General features: G+C 64.6%; 14 protein-coding genes. 5 read left to right on the forward strand and 9 right to left on the reverse strand.

Annotation, left to right across the window (positions count from 1 at the left end; translation table 11 throughout):
* Window positions 1-35 precede the first annotated feature (35 nt).
* Complete coding sequence (locus PCS43_RS27795) at window positions 36-1,379, forward strand: MFS transporter (protein ID WP_003942551.1); 1,344 nt, start codon at window positions 36-38, stop codon at window positions 1,377-1,379.
* Here PCS43_RS27795 and PCS43_RS27800 read toward each other — a convergent pair.
* Window positions 1,370-3,235, reverse strand: a complete 1,866-nt coding sequence (locus PCS43_RS27800) for a helix-turn-helix domain-containing protein (RefSeq protein WP_209910684.1) — start codon at window positions 3,233-3,235, stop codon at window positions 1,370-1,372. The genes PCS43_RS27795 and PCS43_RS27800 overlap by 10 nt on opposite strands.
* Before the next feature lie 139 nt (window positions 3,236-3,374).
* Here PCS43_RS27800 and PCS43_RS27805 point away from each other — a divergent pair, with 139 nt between their 5' ends.
* The gene (locus PCS43_RS27805; protein ID WP_231782745.1) at window positions 3,375-4,742 is read left to right on the forward strand and encodes an FAD-binding oxidoreductase; all 1,368 of its coding nucleotides are present in this window, start codon (window positions 3,375-3,377) and stop codon (window positions 4,740-4,742) included.
* A gap of 106 nt (window positions 4,743-4,848) precedes the next feature.
* Window positions 4,849-5,697 (forward strand): TauD/TfdA family dioxygenase, encoded by an 849-nt coding sequence (locus tag PCS43_RS27810; RefSeq protein WP_058036945.1) that lies wholly within the window; start codon window positions 4,849-4,851, stop codon window positions 5,695-5,697.
* A gap of 7 nt (window positions 5,698-5,704) precedes the next feature.
* Here PCS43_RS27810 and PCS43_RS27815 read toward each other — a convergent pair whose 3' ends face one another.
* Both PCS43_RS27815 and crgA read right to left on the reverse strand, forming a co-directional pair.
* On the reverse strand, window positions 5,705-6,196 hold the full coding sequence (locus tag PCS43_RS27815; RefSeq protein ID WP_209910691.1) for a PH domain-containing protein: 492 nt from the start codon (window positions 6,194-6,196) through the stop codon (window positions 5,705-5,707).
* Between the two features lie 107 nt (window positions 6,197-6,303).
* Entirely contained in the window at window positions 6,304-6,567 is a 264-nt protein-coding gene (gene crgA, locus PCS43_RS27820) for a cell division protein CrgA (RefSeq protein ID WP_003942576.1), read from the reverse strand.
* Between the two features lie 102 nt (window positions 6,568-6,669).
* Between crgA and PCS43_RS27825 the strand changes: the two genes are divergently transcribed.
* Window positions 6,670-7,383 (forward strand): DUF881 domain-containing protein, encoded by a 714-nt coding sequence (locus PCS43_RS27825; protein ID WP_003942461.1) that lies wholly within the window; start codon window positions 6,670-6,672, stop codon window positions 7,381-7,383.
* A 22-nt stretch (window positions 7,384-7,405) separates the two neighbouring features.
* Window positions 7,406-8,071, forward strand: a complete 666-nt coding sequence (locus PCS43_RS27830; protein WP_003942537.1) for an aminodeoxychorismate/anthranilate synthase component II — start codon at window positions 7,406-7,408, stop codon at window positions 8,069-8,071.
* A gap of 57 nt (window positions 8,072-8,128) precedes the next feature.
* On the opposite strand, the gene pknB is transcribed toward PCS43_RS27830, so the two are convergent.
* Genes pknB through PCS43_RS27860 form a run of 6 tightly spaced genes read right to left on the reverse strand, consistent with a single transcriptional unit; the run spans window position 8,129 to window position 16,212 of the window.
* Window positions 8,129-10,054, reverse strand: a complete 1,926-nt coding sequence (gene pknB / locus PCS43_RS27835) for a Stk1 family PASTA domain-containing Ser/Thr kinase (protein ID WP_007729221.1) — start codon at window positions 10,052-10,054, stop codon at window positions 8,129-8,131.
* Window positions 10,051-11,409, reverse strand: a complete 1,359-nt coding sequence (locus tag PCS43_RS27840; protein WP_019746232.1) for a protein kinase domain-containing protein — start codon at window positions 11,407-11,409, stop codon at window positions 10,051-10,053. Before PCS43_RS27840 ends, pknB begins: the two co-directional genes overlap by 4 nt.
* A 3-nt stretch (window positions 11,410-11,412) precedes the next feature.
* A complete protein-coding gene (locus tag PCS43_RS27845; protein ID WP_007735774.1) occupies window positions 11,413-12,879 on the reverse strand; it encodes a peptidoglycan D,D-transpeptidase FtsI family protein in 1,467 nt (488 codons plus the stop codon).
* On the reverse strand, window positions 12,876-14,327 hold the full coding sequence (locus tag PCS43_RS27850) for an FtsW/RodA/SpoVE family cell cycle protein (protein WP_007735775.1): 1,452 nt from the start codon (window positions 14,325-14,327) through the stop codon (window positions 12,876-12,878). The genes PCS43_RS27845 and PCS43_RS27850 overlap by 4 nt, the downstream gene beginning before the upstream one ends.
* A complete protein-coding gene (locus PCS43_RS27855; protein ID WP_007735776.1) occupies window positions 14,327-15,751 on the reverse strand; it encodes a PP2C family protein-serine/threonine phosphatase in 1,425 nt (474 codons plus the stop codon). The genes PCS43_RS27850 and PCS43_RS27855 overlap by 1 nt, the downstream gene beginning before the upstream one ends.
* Window positions 15,748-16,212 (reverse strand): FHA domain-containing protein FhaB/FipA, encoded by a 465-nt coding sequence (locus PCS43_RS27860; protein ID WP_003943418.1) that lies wholly within the window; start codon window positions 16,210-16,212, stop codon window positions 15,748-15,750. The genes PCS43_RS27855 and PCS43_RS27860 overlap by 4 nt, the downstream gene beginning before the upstream one ends.
* Window positions 16,213-16,321 lie beyond the last annotated feature (109 nt).

The following is a 16,321-nucleotide window of genomic DNA, read 5'->3' on the forward strand; positions in this document are numbered from 1 at the left end:
AGCAACGCTGACCTTTTCCGAGGAGTACCCCTGCCATGACCTCCACCGATAGCACCACCACTGACGGTGGGGTTGCGCCGAGCGAGATCGAATCTCGCGTGGTGAAGAAGGTAGCGCGACGACTGATCCCCTTTTTGATCCTGCTCTATTTCGTGAACTATCTGGATCGTACGAACATCGCCTTCGCGAAGCTCACCATGAGCGCCGACCTCGGGATGACCGAGACGATGTTCGGGCTCGCATCCGGTCTCTTCTTTGTCGGCTACCTGCTGTTCGAGGTGCCGAGCAACCTGGCCCTGCACCGCTTCGGCGCCCGGCTGTGGATCGCGCGGATCATGCTCACCTGGGGCATCCTTGCCGCTGCGCTGGCATTCGTGCCTAACGTGGGCAGCCTCTATTTCCTCCGCATTCTGCTGGGCATCGCCGAGGCCGGCTTCTTCCCCGGAGTTCTTCTCTACCTGACCTTCTGGTTCCCGAAGAAGTACCGCGTACGCCTGATGGGCCTGTTCCTGCTGACGCTTCCGCTCTCGTCGGCGCTCGGTGCCCCGCTTTCGGCGGCCATCATCCAGTACGGCGACGGCCTGTTCGGGTTGGCCGGATGGCGCGTGATGTACCTGATCGAGGGTCTGCCCGCCGTGATCTTGGCGTTTGTCGTCTGGTTCTACCTCACCGACCGTCCCGCCGACGCGAAGTGGTTGACCCTCGAGGAGCGCACCTGGCTGATGAAGTCGATGGCCGACGAGGAGAAAGAACTCGGCGACGCCGGTCACCAGTCGGCCGGCAAAACCCTGCGTGATCCCCGCGTCATCGGTTTCGGTCTGGTCTACTTCGGAATCACGTACGGCCTTTACGCTTTGAGCTTCTTCCTGCCCAGCATCGTCGCGGGATTCAAGCAGACGTTCAACACCGATTTCTCGCTCGTCGAGACAGGCCTGATCGTGGCCGTCCCCTACGCGATCGGCGCTGTCGCGATGGTGCTGTGGAGCCGCCATTCCGACAAGACCGGTGAACGAATGTGGCACGTTGCAGCCCCGACGCTCCTGGGCGCGGTATCCATTCCGATTGCGCTGTACCTGGATTCACCGTTCACCGTCATGATCGCGGTCTCGCTCACCGCCGTCGGCGTGCTGTGTGCACTCCCCGTATTCTGGTACCTTCCCACCACGTTCCTGACGGGTGCCAGCGCGGCCGCGGGCATCGCCATGATCAACTCGATCGGCAACGCGTCGGGCTTCGGTGCTCCGTACATCACCGGCTGGCTCACCGATGTGACCGGAAATGCCAAGGCAGGACTGTGGGTGGTGGGCGCCGTGATGCTCTGTGCCGCAATCCTTGTGGTGGCACTGGCAAAGCGATCGAGCAAGCCCGCTCAGATCTGACCGAGTTTCCCGGCACTGGCACGCAGCCGGATCAGGAGCGCAAGATCGAGCGCCTGGTCCGGCTGACGCCACTGTGTACCGATCAACCTGTCGATCGACTCGAGCCGTTGGTACAGGGTGTTGGCGTGAATCGCGAGCGCGGCGGCGGTCGCGGAGTGCTTGCAGTTGTGCGACAGGTACGACGCGAGGGTGTCCAATAGCGGAACGCCGCGTCGTTGCTCCTCCTCGAGGAGAGGACCGAGGGAACGCTCTGTCAGGGCTTCCAGTTCTTCGCGGCCGGTGCGGCTGAGGAGAATTCGGTAAATGCCGAGTGAACTTGCCGGTTCCACGTGGGAGGCCCGCCCGAGAGTCTCGAGGACGTCGACGGTGTGCTGCGCCTCGACATACGCTCGCGCCAGACCTTCCGCTCCCACCGCGGGATCGGCGATTCCGACGGTCGGGTTCTCCGCCGGCTGCACCCACGCCGCCGCAACTGCTGCCGGTGACATTCCGGGAATCAGTGCGATGACTCGTGAACCATGTTCGGCAACAACGGTTCCTGACGGGAATGCAATTTCCTCGATACTGCGACGCGCACGGTCGACGGCGTCGGCCGGGCGGGCCACCACGACGGTGTACGAGCGGTCAGGATTGAGCCCGGCCAGGCGGAACTGACCGGTGACTTCGGCCGGCGTCGGCGCTGGCCTGGTGATCAGATCGACCAGAAATGCGTCGCGTGCTCGGCGGGTGGCTTCCCGGGCTGCCCGTTCGCCGACCAGTGCCAGCGCAATGGCGGGAGCAGACCTTTCGAGTGCCAATCTCATGGCGGCGGTGGGTTCCTGGCGCGAGAATAGGAACAGAACTCCGAGTTGGTCACCGGCACTGCGTACTTCGGTGGCGAACAGGAACTGCTCACCGACGGTGAGCGTCACTTCCTGCTCGCGTCGGTCAGCGGCAAAGATGTCGAAGACCCGATGCACGCTCTCGCTCACCCGTTGCAGTCCCGGTGGAATCTCGGATGTTCCGGTCACGAAGAACACCGGCGAACCCGTCGACGCCGAGGTTTCCTCCACGAGTTCGCGCACACCGCCGCCGCGCAGGACAACTTGTGTGAGCGATCGGTCCCAGGTCAGCGTCTGTTCGAGAAGTGCTGTGCGCTCGGCAAGTTCGGTGTTCGCGGCGTTCACTTCTGCAACCGTCGCGCGATAGCGTTCGAGAGAGCGGGCATTCTCGATCGCCACCGAGGCATGAGCTGCGAGGGCGGACAGCAACGCAACTTCCTCGTTGCCGAATCGGCGCTCTTGACGTTTGCACGCGCACAGGGCACCCAGTATCTTGCCGTTCAAAGTCAGCGGCACAGCCAGCAGGCCGCGCATGTTCTCGGCTCGCGCTGCGTCGTCGGCCGGTCCGATGTGTGCAAACGAGGGATCGTTTCGGTAGTCGGGAGACCAAGCAGGAGAGGAGTTCTCGACCACGCGACCGATCAGACCTTCGCGGAAGGGAACCGTGAGGCCGAGTAGCTGGGACGTGTACGCACCGCTCGTGACTTCGATGATCAAGATGTCGTCGTGAATGAGAGCAAGGTACGAAAGGTCGACGCCGAGTAGTCGTTTGGCCTGATGCACGATCTCCTGCAGGAGGGCGTGGTGATCGTGCATCGTGGTCAGCAGCGACGCGATGTCGTTGAGTGCCCCGAGTTCGGTGGCGCGCTGTCGGCGCTGAGCCAGGAGACTTCGTAGTTGAAGCGCCGATCGGGCTTCTCGCTCGATTTCGGCGGCGACCTCGGGGCCTGACCCAGCGGCCAACTGATCGCGGTGTTCGATCAGTTCCTCGGTGGATGCCTCGGCCAGGAGAAGCTGTAGCCAGTTCTCGTGCATCCGCGCTCCCTTGTCAGACCAACTCGTCAGACCAACTCGTCTGACCAAAGATGAGTATGGAGAGAATGTCCATACAGTTTCCGGTTTCTCGGAGTAAATCTACATGGGGCGGTGTAGCCGCCGTCACTATCGTGGAGACATGACACTCCTCGAGGCGCTCGGCTCGCAGATCGATGCGGATCGACTGATCACCGACCCCGACATCATGGCGAGCTACATCCACGACGACGCCGAGTGGGCTCCCTACGAGATGCCTGTCGCCGTGGTCCGCCCGCGCACAGCCGAGCAGGTACAGACAGTTGTGCAGGCGTGCATCGCCCACGGTGCGCCCGTCGTCACGCGCGGCGCCGGAACCGGTCTGTCGGGTGGAGCCAACGCAGTCGCCGGCGGCGTCGTGATCGCCTTCGACGCGATGAACGCCATCAAGGAGATCAACACCCTCGAGCGTTTGGCCGTGGTCGAACCCGGAGTGGTCAACGATCACCTCCGCGACGCCTGCGCCGAGCACGGCCTCTGGTATCCACCCGATCCGGCGAGCGCACCCTGGTCGACGATCGGCGGCAACGTCGCGACCAATGCCGGCGGCCTGTGCTGCGTCAAGTACGGCGTCACCAAGGACTACGTGCTGGGCATGCAGGTGGTTACCGGAACCGGTGAGCTGGTTCGGCTCGGGCGTCGAACTGCCAAGGGAGTGGCTGGGTTTGATCTCTCGGCACTCATGGTCGGCTCCGAAGGCACTCTCGGGGTGATCACCGAGGTGACCGTCAAGCTTCGTCCTCAGCGCGATCCCGAACGCACCATCGTCGGATACTTCGACTCCATCGTTGCTGCGGGCAAGGCCGTCGAGGCCGTCGCCGCAGACGGTCTCACGCCGTCGGCCCTCGAGTTGATCGATCGGCAGTGTCTCCTTGCCGTCGATGCCTGGAAGAACATGGGCCTCTCGGCTGACGCCGAGGTGGTCCTGCTCGGCCGCATCGACACACCGGGCGAGATCGGCGACGCCGAAGCCGAGCGAATGTTGGCCTGCTTCAACTGCTCTGGAGCTACCTGGAGCGCCAGATCCACCGACCAGGAGGAAGCCGACGCCCTGTTCTCCGCCCGGCGTCTGGCATACCCCGCCCTCGAGCGGCTCGGCCCGGTGCTCACCGAGGACATCTGTGTCCCCAAGGCAGCGGTCCCGGAGATGTTGGCACGGATTGAGGCCATTTCGGCCCGGCACGACACGCACATCGCGAACATCGCGCACGCGGGTGACGGCAACCTGCACCCGCTGCTGATCACGCCACACGACGACGAAGCGGCGCGGAAGCGCGCTCAGGCCGCTTTTGCCGAGATCATCGACAACGCCCTCGAGTTGGGCGGAACCGTCACCGGTGAGCACGGCGTCGGCCTGCTGAAGATGGGTGGCCTGGAACAGGAACTGTCACCGGCCGTCGTCGCGATGCATCATGCAATCAAGGGCGCACTCGACCCTCACGGAATCATGAACCCGGGCAAGGTGATCTGAAAGGCTGGCTCCGTAACCGAATCGGTTTCCGGAGTTACGCCGTCGAAATGACGAGTTCCTACGCTCGAGTTGAACCGTTTGGCCAACTCGACGTATGGAGTCATGAATGTTCTCTTCCGATTTGACGCTGGCAAGTGTTGTTCCGCGGCGCGTGGAGACGGTCGAGGCCGTCCGGGCGGCAATCGCTCTCGACGGCGCCGCGGTGTTCGGTGGACTGCACACCGAGGACGATGCCATTGCCTTCGCGTCGAAGTTGCTCGGTGAGAAGTGCATTCGCGTCGGCCGCCAGTTCGAGGCGAGTGCCAAGAGTCAGGATGCCGAAGCCGCTGTCGTCGACACGCAACCGGTGGACGAACGCGGCCGCAAGCGCTCGTTCGGTATCTCCGGCGAGCGGATGACTGCCCACAACGACGGTTTCGCGTTCGGCGATTACGCTCCCGATTACCTGTTTCTGTGGTGCAAGCGCCCGGCGTACCCGAGTGGCGGCGACTCGTTTCTCATCGATGCGGTCAAACTGACGCGATTGCTCGCCTTCGATCCCGCAACAGCGGAGCTGGCCGAATTCTGTTGGAGCACAGACATCGACCATTCGGAACCGAACTTCCCGCAGAACACATTTGCGCCGATCGCCCGGACGGTGCCGAGTGGACGCAACCAGGTTCGGTATCACCCATATCTCGCGCCGATTGCCGGTGAATCGGAAGTAGCGCAGTGGCCGCTGGTGAAGCAGTGGAGTGAGGCTGTGATTCACGTGCGAGACAGCGGTCCGATGTTCCGCGCCGAAGCCGGCGAGATGATCTGCATCGACAACTACCGGGTACTGCACGGCCGCGACGGATACACCGACCCCGGCCGTGAGCTGTACTCGATCTGGGGATGGTCGAGCGACGCAGTCGCGGTGCCGCAGCAGGCTCTCGACATCGTGCAGCCGGACCTCGCGGCACTGGCCATGTAACCAGCGCTTATTTCTCGGGCGGCACCAAACCGTGGACGGCGAGCACGTCCAGGACGTCCTCCGGTGACGTGCCGAGATCCCAGCGTCCGAAGATCAACAGCTTCTCCGTGTCGGTGGGACGGTCGACGATGTCGATCTCGAGCATCGGGACGCGTCGACCCAGACGCGGGTAGCGGACGAGACGCACGCGGTCGATCTGTTCGCGGGTGAACTCGTGGCGGGCGCGCAGGCGCTGCACCGCGATCGACTTGGTTCCCGCGTCTTCGATCACAGCCAGGCGGGGACGCTGATGCAGGGCGAGTCCGCCCATCACGAACAGCCCGATCACCGCGAGGGCGAGCAGGAAGCGTCCGGCAGGCTCCGTGGGCGCGATTATCGAGGCGATCGCGAGGGCAATTCCGCCGCCGAACATCGCGTAGACAACACCCATCGGAGTGGCCCACGAGATCACCTCCGTGACGTTGTCACGAGGCTGTGGATGAAATTCATCCTCGAGCATGTGGATAACTTCCTAGGTTGTCCACAGGAGTTATCCACAATGGGGATGAATGACACCCATGTAATTGAATGACGGTCACGATCCGGGTCGAATCAGATACTCGCTGGTCAGCGCCATCTCATGGTCATGACAAGGCCGACAACCATGAAACCGAAGCCGACGAGGAAGTTATAGTTTCCCAAGTCGTTCATCCACGTGATCGAATCCGCGGCCAAGTAGTACACAATCAGCCACGCCAGGCCGACAAGCATGAATCCGAGCATCACCGACACGTACAACGTGCTCGACGGACCCATCTTCACCTTCACCGGAGTGCGGTTTGCCGGGTTGACTGTGTAGTCGTTCTTCTTACGGACCTTCGACTTGGGCATGACGTCCTCGCTCTACGGTGTGACCTGCATGTGTTACCTACACGCTAACGTAGCTGTGTCCAGTTGGTCACCGGCCGACCTGCACAATCCGGGAGGAGCCACGTGTCTTCGGGTGAATCTTCACGAACCGTCTGGCACATCGGTGTACTTGCCGTCTGCCTGGTAGCCGGTCTGATGGTCGCCACGGCGCAACGATCCGCCGAGGAAAACCAGCTCCAGGTCACCGAAAGCACCAGGCTCTCCGATCTGGTCCGCAGCGCCCAGGCCAATGCCGAAAAAGTTTCGGCCGACCGGGACGAACTTGCCGCTCAGCTCGATTCGCTGCAGCAAGACGCGGCTCGGTCCGACGCCGGAGTGGCCGCCGCGCTCGGTGACATCAAGAACATCTCCGCCGACGCGGGACTGACGGAGATGACCGGCCCCGGCGTCGTGGTCACCATGACGGACGCTCCGCGCAACGCCGACGGCAAGTACCCGGTCGACGCCACCCCGGACGACCTCGTCGTGCATCAGCAGGACGTCCAGAGCGTCCTGAACGCGCTGTGGGCGGGCGGTGCCGAAGCGGTAGGCATGCAGGACCAACGGATCATCAGTACGTCGGCGCCGCGGTGCATCGGAAACACTCTTCTTCTGCACGGCCGTACATACAGCCCGCCGTATGTGATGAGCGCGATCGGCGACGTTGCGCGCCTCGAGGCGGCCCTCGCCGCCGAACCGGGCATTCGGATCTACAAGCAGTACGCGACCCGCTTCGGCCTCGGGTACACGCAGGCAACGCCGTCGCAGATCACGGTCCCCGCCTATACCGGCGGATAGCACAGGCGTTTACCCTGCTCTCATGAGGATTCTCGTCGTCGACAACTACGACAGCTTTGTGTTCAACCTGGTGCAGTACCTCGGCCAGCTCGGAACCGAAGCCGTGGTCTGGCGCAACGACGATCCACAACTGACGGCAGACCTCGAAGGTGCAGTAGCGCAGTTTGACGGCATTCTCCTGAGCCCGGGCCCCGGTACCCCGCAGCGCGCGGGAGCGACGATGGATCTGGTGAAGGTCTGTGCCGACACCAAGACCCCGCTGCTCGGCGTCTGCCTCGGACACCAGGCGATCGGTGCGGCTTTCGGCGGAACCGTCGACCGCGCGCCCGAACTGCTTCACGGCAAGACGAGCCTGGTTCACCACAAGGACGTCGGCGTCCTGGCCGGGCTGCCCGATCCCTTCACCGCTACCCGCTACCACTCGCTGACGGTTCTCGAGGACACCATTCCCGAGGAACTCGAGGTGACTGCCCACACCGAGAGCGGCGTCGTGATGGCGATGCGTCACCGTGAACTGCCGATTCACGGCGTCCAGTTCCACCCTGAGTCCGTACTCACTCAGGGTGGGCACCGGATGCTCGCGAACTGGCTCGCAGTCTGCGGTGAGGCGCCTCCGGAAGGACTCGTCGCAGCCCTCGAGGCCGAGGTCGCGTCGGCGCTCGGTGGCGCATTGCCCGCAATTCTCTGACACCTGTCCACAAAAAAGTGCCTCCCGGAAATCTCCGGGAGGCACTTTTTCACTTTGCTAGCGGCCGGGGATTCCGAGCGCTCCGACGCTGACGGTGATGACCGCGTCCTTGGAGATCTCCGAGCCCGGAGGCTGGGTCTGCGAGACGATCTTGCCCACCATTTCCGGGGTGAGCGTCGTGCTCTGGTTCTGCACCAGCTGCGAAGCGGTTCCCGCCCAACCGGCTGCGCGAAGCGTGCTCAACGCCTCCGACACCGTCTTGTTGGTCAGATCAGGCATCGCGACCTGGTTGCCATTGGACACTCGTAGCGTCACGGTCGAACCCTTGGTGGCCGAAGTACCGCCGGTCGGGTCGGTCGAAACAACCTGTCCCTTCGGCAGTCCCGAATCGATCTCCGTGATCTGGACGACGAACCCGGCACCTTCGATGTTGGGCCTCGCCACCTCTTCACGCTGACCGGTGACGTCCGGGACACGAACCTGCTCCGGTCCGGTGCCGACGGTGATCGAGACCGCGGAATCGAGAACAACCGACACTCCGACGGCAGGATCCTGATTGACGATCTTGTCGACCTCGGCGACGGTCGATGCCGCCTTGCCGATGGTCGGATCAAGTCGGAGTCCGACGGAGTTGAGCTTCTTCTCCGCGTCGTCCTGGCTCAGCCCGGTCAGGCGTGGGATCGCGACCTGCTCGGGGCCGGTGGACACGTCGATGGTGACGGTGCTGCCCTTCTCGATGCGCACCCCGGCAACCGGACGCGTCGTGATGACGTTTCCGGCGGCGATCACCTTGTCCGTCTTCTGTTGACGCTCCACCTGGAATCCGGCGTTGGTCAGCGTCGCCTCGGCGACGTCGGCGGGCTGGTTGGTCAGGTCACCCGGAACGGTCACCATCTCGACCTTCGGCGAGTTCACCCGAATGAGGAAGAACGTCACCAGACCGATCACCAGAAGCGCCGCGATGCCCATCAGGGCGTAGCGTCCGCCCTTCTTCTTGGCAGGCGGCTCGGCGGCGCGAGTTGTCCTCGCAGCAACCGGCTCGACCGGATCGGGAGCAGTGCGGTAGTTCCCGGTGTCGGAGCCGACGGCGCCGAGGATGGTGGTGCGGTCCTCGTCGTTCATCACCATCGGAGCACTCGGACGCTGACCGCCCAGGACACGTACCAAGTCGCTGCGCATGTCGCCGGCGCTCTGGTAGCGGTTGGCCGGGTTCTTGCTCATCGCCTTGAGAATGATCGAATCCAGCTCGCGCGGAATGTCGGGATTGATCTCCGACGGCGTCTGCGGATCTTCACGAACATGCTGGTACGCCACGGCGACCGGTGAATCACCCTTGAACGGCGGCTCGCCCGTCAGAATCTCGAACAGCACACAACCGAGCGAGTAGACGTCCGAACGCGCGTCCACCTGCTCACCTCGCGCCTGTTCCGGCGAAAGGTACTGAGCGGTGCCGATCACGGCGGCCGTCTGCGTCATCGGGCTCGACGCGTCGGAAATGGCACGGGCGATACCGAAGTCCATCACCTTCACGGCGCCGGCACGGTTGATCATGATGTTGGCGGGCTTGACGTCGCGGTGCACGATGCCGTTGCGGTGGCTGAAGTCCAAAGCGGCACAGACGTCCGCGATCACTTCCATCGCCTTGCGCGGAGCCATCGGCCCGGTGCTGCGCACGATGTCACGCAACGTGTCGCCGTCGACGTACTCCATGACGATGTACGGCAGCGGCCCGGCGTCGGTCTCGGCTTCACCGGTGTCGTAGACGGCCACGATCGCCGGATGGTTCAGCGCGGCAGCGTTCTGCGCCTCACGACGGAACCGCAAGTAGAACGTGGGATCGCGCGCGAGGTCTGCACGCAGCACCTTGATCGCGACGTCGCGGCTGAGTCGGAGGTCGCGCGCCAGGTGAACCTCGGACATTCCGCCGAAGCCGAGAATCTCACCCAGCTCGTAGCGGGAGGAGAGATTGCGGGGTGTCGTCATTGGTCTTGTCCTAGCGGTTCTTCAGCGTCTCCGGGATCCGCCAACGGCTCAGTGGTCGTTGTGGTCGTCGTTGTCGTCGTGGTGGTGGTTGTGGTCGTCGGAGTTGTTGTGGTCGTGGTCGGCGTTGTCGTTGTGGTTGTCGGCTCGGTCGTTGTGGTCGTCGGCCGAGTCGTCGTTGTTGTCGGCTCGGTGGTCGTCGTCGTCGGCCGAGTCGTCGTGGTGGTGGGCTTGGTCGTCGTGGTGGTCGGCAACGTCGTGGACGTGACGACGGGTGGCGTCGGGTCGCTCGGACCGTCGGTTGCGATCCAGACTCCGCCGATGATCAACGCCAACAAGATCAATCCGCCGCCGGCCCATGCCACGGCCTTCTGCCCACTGGTCATTCCGCCGGCTGCCGCGTCGTCCGCAACAGCTGCGCCCGTCACCGGGCCCGCGTACGTCGGCGGCATGACCTGCGTGGCACCCGTTGCCGGCAACGCGCTCGCGGCACCGGTGGCGAGCAGACCGGGCGGCGGTGGACGCCTTCCTGCCCGAACGGCTGCAACGGCGTCGGCGAACTCGCCGCCACTGGCGTAGCGGCCGGCCGGATCCTTGGTCAACGTGATGTCGATGAGCTCGCGGATGTTCGGCGGCAGGTCGGCCGGCATCGGCGCCGGGGTTTCCTGCACGTGCTTCATCGCGACGGTCAGCGCGCCGTCACCCGTGAACGGACGTCGACCCGAAAGTGCTTCGTATCCGACGATTCCCAGCGAGTACACGTCACTCGCCGCGGTCGCGTCCTGACCGAGGGCCTGCTCGGGCGCGATGTACTGGGCGGTGCCCATCACCATTCCCGTGCGCGTGACAGGAGAGTTCTCGACGGCCTTGGCGATGCCGAAGTCCGTGATCTTCACCTGGCCAGTAGGCGTGATGAGGATATTGCCCGGCTTCACGTCGCGGTGCACGACACCGGCGTCGTGTGCGACCTGCAGGGCGCGGCCGGTCTGCTCGAGCATGTCGAGGGCATGCGGAACCGCCAGGCGGCCGACGCGTGCCAGGACGGCGTTGAGCGGTTCACCGTTGACGAGTTCCATCACCAGGTACGCCGTGGAATCACCCGAGCTGTCACGGGTCTCGCCGTAGTCGTAGATTCCGGCGATACCGGGATGGTTGAGCTGTGCGGTGGTGCGGGCCTCGAAGCGGAAGCGCTCCAAGAACTCCGGATCGGAAGAGAACTCGGACTTGAGTACCTTGACGGCGACGCGACGGTTGAGCCGGGAGTCGGTGGCTTCCCACACCTGACCCATCCCACCGGTGGCGATGAGACGGATCAATCGGTAACGATCGGCGATCAAAGCGCCGTTGTTCAACGCCACGGTTCAGCCCCCTTGGATTCCGGCTGCGATGACTGCACGACCGATCGGCGCAGCAACCGAGCCACCGGTAGCGGCGAGTCCGCGGTCACCACCGTTCTCGACGATGACGGCCACGGCGACCGTCGGATTCTGCGCCGGTGCAAAAGCGATGTACCAGGCGTGCGGCGGAGTTTCCCGCGGGTTCACGCCGTGCTCGGCGGTACCGGTCTTGGACGCGATCTGAACTCCGGGGATCTTGCCGTCGCCGCCGGTGAAGTTCTCCGAGCCGATCATCAGATCAGTCAGCGTTGCGGCCACTGCCGGCGAGATCGCCTGACCCATCGACACCGGTGACGGCGTACTGAGATCGGTCAGATCCGGTGCCTGCAACTGGGAGATCAGGTTGGGCTGCATCCGCACACCACCGTTGGCGACGGTCGCGGCGATCACTGCATTCTCGAGCGGGGTCACCGCGACGTCGCGCTGGCCGATGCTGGTCTGGCCGAGAGCCGCGTCGTCGGAGATGTCGCCGACCGTGCTGTCTGCAACCGGCAGCGGGATCGCGGGAGTGTTGGGTCCGATACCGAAGGCGCTGGCCTCGTCCTTGATGGCGTCGGCGCCGTCTTTGATGCCCAGTTCGACGAACGCCGTGTTGCACGAGCGCGCAAACGCGTCGCGCAACGACGCCGTCGGGTTGGGGCCGCACGTGCTGCCGTTGTAGTTCTCGAGGGTCGTGCTGGTGCCGGGCAGCGTGATCTGCGGCGCCGCGGTCAGCTGGTCGTCCGGGGTCGCGCCGTTGCCCAGAGCTGCGGCCGTGGTGAGCACCTTGAAGGTCGAGCCGGGCGGGTAGGTCTGCGAGATCGCGCGGTTGACCAGCGGATCGTTGGGGTCCGCGTTGAGCTCGTCCCACGCCTTCGTGGTTTCGGCGCCGTCGTGGCTGGCAAGCAGATTCGGGTCGTAGCTCGGGGTGCTGACCATCGTCAGGATGCGTCCGGTGCTCGGCTCGATGGCGACGACGGAACCGGTGTAGCCCTTGCTGGTCAGCTGGTCGTACGCCACCTGCTGCATCGCCGGATTGAGCGTCGTGACGACGTTGCCGCCGCGCGGATCGCGTCCGGACACCAGGTCGAAGAAGCGCTGACTGAACAGCCGGTTGTCCGAGCCGTTGAGAATCGGATCCTCGGTGCGCTCGAGGCCGGCGCTGCCGTACTGCATCGAGTAGAAGCCCGTGACCGGTGCGTACGGGTACGGATTCGGATACTCGCGCAGGTACTTGTACCGGTCGTCGGTGGCGCGGGAGGCGGCAAGCACCTGACCGGAAGCCGAGATCTGACCTCGCTGGCGTGAGTACTCGTCGAGCAGCACCCGCGAGTTGCGCGGGTCGGCTCGCAGGTCGTCAGCTTTGATGACCTGTACGTACGTGGCGTTGGCGAGGAGCGCGACAACCATCACCATGACGGCCATCGCGACGCGGCGCAGTGGAGTGTTCATACGCGCGGCATCATCTCGGTATTGGCGTCAGCGATTGGGGGCGGACCTTTCTTCTTCGTCACTACCGGCGCACGAGCCGCGTCCGAGATCCGGACGAGGATGGCCAGCAGTAGGTAGTTCGCGAGCAGCGACGAGCCGCCGTACGACATGAACGGTGTAGTCAGACCCGTCAGCGGGATCAGCTTGGTGACGCCGCCGACGACGACAAAAATCTGGATCGCGATCGTGAACGACAGACCGGCGGCGAGCAGTTTGCCGAAGCTGTCGCGCACGGCCAACGCCGTACGCAGGCCGCGCACGATGAGGAGCAGGAACAGCATCAGCACAGCGGCCAGGCCGATCAGGCCGAGCTCTTCGCCGATGGTCGCGATGATGAAGTCCGTCTTCGCGAACGGCACCTGGTTGGGGCGGCCGCTGCCCAGACCTGTTCCGGCGATACCACCGGTGGCCAGGCCGAACAGCGATTGCGAGATCTGATAACCGGTGTTGGCGTAGTCGCCGAGCGGGTCCAGCCAGGTGTCGACGCGCACGCGCACGTGTCCGAACATCTTGTAGGCGAAGAAGAATCCGATGGCGAGCAGTCCGCCGCCGATCACCAGCCAGCCCACACGTTCGGTCGCGATGTAGAGCATCACCAGCACGGTGCTGAAGAGCAGCAACGACGTACCGAGGTCGGTTTCGAAGACGAGCACGCCCACCGAGACGATCCAGGCGAGCAGGATCGGACCGAGGTCGCGGGCACGCGGAAAATCCATGCCCAGGAAGTGTTTACCGGCCGAGGTGAACAGGTCGCGCTTGGCGACGAGCACGGACGCGAAGAAGATGATGAGCAGGATCTTCGCGAACTCACCTGGCTGAATGCTGAATCCGGGCAGGCGAATCCAGATCTTCGCGCCGTTCACGCTCGAGAACTTCGCCGGCAGGATCGCGGGAATCGCCAGGAACACCAGGCCTGCGAGGCCGAGCGTGTAGCTGAACCGCGCCATCAGGCGGTAGTCCTTCAAGAACACCAGCAACAGCACGAATCCGGTGATCGCCAGTGCAGTCCACATGACCTGCTGGTTCGCATCCGGAGACGGTGCCTCGACGCCGTTGTAGAGCGCTGTCTGTTCGTCGGCGAGGTCGAGCCGGTGGATGAGCACCAACCCCAGGCCGTTGAGCAGGGCGACGATCGGCAGCAGCAGCGGATCGGCGTACGGCGCATAGCGCCGAATTGCCAAGTGCGCGATCAGGAACAAGCCCGTGTACGCGAGCGCGTACTTGGCGAGGTCCAGCGTGATCTTCTGTTCCTGGCTCGCCTCGACGAGCAGAAGCGAGACCGTCGTGATGATGACGGCAAAGCCCAGGAGCAGCAGCTCCATGTTTCGACGGGTCGACTGGACCGGCGCCGGGGCAAAACCTCCGGGCGGACTCGGAAAAGCCGTCCCCGCAGCTGCGTTGGACGACATCAGTTGACCGTCCTGCAAGTCTGACCGGGAATGTCGGTCGGCGTCGGCGTAGTCGTGGGTGCCGCCGTCGTCGGCGCAGCAGGCTCCCCGGGCGGTGCGGGGGGCGGCGTGGTCTCCGGTGCCGGCGGGGGAGTGGGCGTGGCCGTCGTCGTCGGAATCGGCTCACAACGAGGCAGCAGATCGCCGCCGATGAGACGGATCATCTGGCTCTGCGCATCCTCACGCTTGCCGGACGGCAACCCGGCGCGCACCTGCTCCTGCGCCGACGGCTGCAGATCCGTCACTTCGAGGATGTTGCAGTTGCTGGGAATCGCGTCGGGGGAGACGAGGGTCAGGACGTCGTCGTCGCCGACGCAACCCACCAGATCCGCGTCTTGCAGCGAGTACCCGAGCACCGAACCGGGGATTCCGCGCAGCACCGTCACGCGGCCGTTGTCTTCGCCGACGTAGTAGTTGTTGCGGATGACGGCGCGGCCGATCACGGCGCCGACGCCGACCAGCGCGATCAGCACCACGGCGAGGACCACCCACCACAACCGGTTCCGCTTCTTCTTCGGTTCCGGTTCGGGTTGGGAGACAACTCGCTTGGGCGTCGCGCGCGGCGGACGCATGGCAGCGGCGCGGCCGGCAGCGGTGTTGGGGGGAGGGGCGTCCTCTTCCTCTTCCGTCGACGCGGCGCCCGCGACGATGGGATGTGACTGGCCGTAGTCGAGGTCGATGACATCGGCGACGACGACGGTGACGTTGTCGGGACCGCCGCTGCGCAGCGCCAATTCGATGAGACGGTCGGCGCACTGCTCCTGCGAGCCTTCGCGCATCGTGTTCTCGATGGTCTCGTCGCTGACCACATCGGAGAGGCCGTCGGAGCAGAGCAGGTAGCGATCGCCGGCGCGGGCTTCGCGCACGGTGAGCGTCGGCTCGATCTCGTTACCGGTCAACGCCCGCATGATCAGGGATCGCTGCGGGTGCGTGTGTGCCTGTTCGGCGGTGATCCTGCCCTCGTCGACCAGTGACTGGACGAATGTGTCGTCGCGGGTGATCTGCGTCAGGTGGTCGTCGCGCAGCAGGTAGGCGCGCGAGTCGCCGATGTGCACGAGGCCGAGCTTGCTGCCGGAGAAGAGGATCGCGGTGAGCGTCGTGCCCATGCCGTCGAGTTCGGGTTCTTCCTCGACGTGATCGGCGATGGAATCGTTGCCCTCGCGGGTGGCTGCCTCGAGCTTGCCGAGCAGATCCTCGCCAGGCTCGTCGTCGTCGAGATGCGCCAGAGCGGCAATCATCAACTGCGACGCGACCTCACCGGCCGCGTGTCCGCCCATACCGTCGGCCAAGGCCAACAGGCGTGCACCGGCGTACACGGAATCTTCGTTGTTGGAGCGCACGAGACCGCGGTCGCTGCGCGCCGCGTAGCGGAGAACAAGGGTCACGGGCGCAGCTCGATTACCGTCTTGCCGACGCGAACCGGAGTGCCCAGCGGCACGCGCACCGCAGTGGTGACCTTGGCGCGGTCCAGATAGGTGCCGTTGGTCGAACCGAGATCCTCGACGTACCAATCAGCTCCGCGCTGCGAGAGCCGCGCATGGCGCGTCGACGCGTAATCGTCGGTGAGAACGAGCGTCGAATCATCGGCGCGGCCGATCATGACGGGCTGAGAACCCAAGGTGATGCGGGTGCCGGCGAGGGCGCCCTGCGTGACCACCAGGTACCGAGGCACCTTCGCCTTGCCCAGCGAGGGCAGGACCTTTCCGGCGCGGGTGTACCGCGGCGGAACCCTGACCCCGGAACCGGCATAGATGTCGGAGCGGAGAGTGCGGAGGACTGCCCAGACGAACAGCCACAGTAGGAGCAGGAAGCCCGCCCGTGTGAGTTGCAGAATCAGGCCCTGCACGGCTGTCCACCTCCTTCTATGGCTCGAGCCCCGCCGCAGCGGGGTTCGAGCATTGTCGACTGGCAGCATCATAGGGGGCTCTGGGCCCCGAAGATCACGATACTGACAG

Origin of the sequence: Rhodococcus sp. C-2 (genome assembly GCF_027854095.1) — a bacterium.
In the GTDB taxonomy this organism is placed as follows: Bacteria; Actinomycetota; Actinomycetes; order Mycobacteriales; family Mycobacteriaceae; genus Rhodococcus_F; species Rhodococcus_F qingshengii.

Bases quoted from the DNA above. Each gene is read 5' to 3' on its own strand.
- PCS43_RS27795 (WP_003942551.1), top strand. From the start codon at position 36: ATGACCTCCACCGATAGCACCACCACTGACGGTGGGGTTGCGCCGAGC.
- PCS43_RS27800 (WP_209910684.1), bottom strand. From the start codon at position 3,235: ATGCACGAGAACTGGCTACAGCTTCTCCTGGCCGAGGCATCCACCGAG.
- PCS43_RS27805 (WP_231782745.1), top strand. From the start codon at position 3,375: ATGACACTCCTCGAGGCGCTCGGCTCGCAGATCGATGCGGATCGACTG.
- PCS43_RS27810 (WP_058036945.1), top strand. From the start codon at position 4,849: ATGTTCTCTTCCGATTTGACGCTGGCAAGTGTTGTTCCGCGGCGCGTG.
- PCS43_RS27815 (WP_209910691.1), bottom strand. From the start codon at position 6,196: ATGCTCGAGGATGAATTTCATCCACAGCCTCGTGACAACGTCACGGAG.
- crgA (WP_003942576.1), bottom strand. From the start codon at position 6,567: ATGCCCAAGTCGAAGGTCCGTAAGAAGAACGACTACACAGTCAACCCG.
- PCS43_RS27830 (WP_003942537.1), top strand. From the start codon at position 7,406: ATGAGGATTCTCGTCGTCGACAACTACGACAGCTTTGTGTTCAACCTG.
- pknB (WP_007729221.1), bottom strand. From the start codon at position 10,054: ATGACGACACCCCGCAATCTCTCCTCCCGCTACGAGCTGGGTGAGATT.
- PCS43_RS27845 (WP_007735774.1), bottom strand. From the start codon at position 12,879: ATGAACACTCCACTGCGCCGCGTCGCGATGGCCGTCATGGTGATGGTT.
- PCS43_RS27850 (WP_007735775.1), bottom strand. From the start codon at position 14,327: ATGTCGTCCAACGCAGCTGCGGGGACGGCTTTTCCGAGTCCGCCCGGA.